Raw genomic sequence first — 655 nt, 5'->3', positions numbered from 1 at the left:
GCGCCGGGAGATACCAGGATGCGTCTATGATCGTCAGGCCCGGCTCGCCGAGACGTTGCTGCAGCCAGTCTGCGTCGACGGTGAAGGGGCTGTCCTCGGCCATTTTGTGCTCCTGCTCGCCTTTTGGCGATCACTGTCTGTTCAGTTTGCCGGCATCGGCCCAAAGCGGATGCGGAAGCGCCGGTTTTCACGGCCCTTCTTCTCGATCTTGCCGATGTGGATTTCGCCGACTTCGCCAGTGCTCTTCACATGGGTGCCGCCGCAGGGCTGACTGTCCACCGAGGCGTTGTCGCCGATACAGACCAGGCGGATCTTGCCGGTGCCGGCCGGCGGCCGGACGTTCTTGGATTTCACCAGGCCGGGATTGGCGGCCAGTTCCTCGTCACTGATCAGCCTGACAAAGATCGGATGATCGGCCCGCACCAGCTCCATCAGCCCGGCGGTGATGTCCTCCTTGGTGAAGCCGGCATCCGGAGCGTCGAAGTCGACACGGCTGTCGTCCTCGGAAACGGCGGCACCGGTGATTGGAAACGGACAGACGACGGTGAGCAAATGGCAAGCCGCATGCATGCGCATCAGGAGATGCCGGCGTTCCCAGTCGATGGCCAGCCTCACCGTCTCGCCGACCTGTGGCACTGCTTGCTCCGGCGCCGGC

Annotated in this window: 1 protein-coding gene and 1 pseudogene; both read right to left on the bottom strand. The window is 63.8% G+C overall.

The window, feature by feature from the left end; all coding sequences use genetic code 11:
* Positions 1–103, bottom strand: a pseudogene (locus EN925_RS41340) (sulfurtransferase); the annotation flags it as partial.
* Between the two features lie 38 nt (positions 104–141).
* The coding region (locus EN925_RS38565; protein WP_164894816.1) for an alanyl-tRNA editing protein at positions 142–655 on the bottom strand (514 nt) is incomplete at its 5' end.

Source organism: Mesorhizobium sp. M7A.F.Ca.US.006.04.2.1, assembly GCF_004022915.1.
Taxonomy (GTDB): Bacteria; Pseudomonadota; Alphaproteobacteria; order Rhizobiales; family Rhizobiaceae; genus Mesorhizobium; species Mesorhizobium ciceri.
The sequence above is the reverse complement of the archived record's forward strand: the minus strand, read 5'-3'. Positions and strand labels throughout refer to the sequence as shown.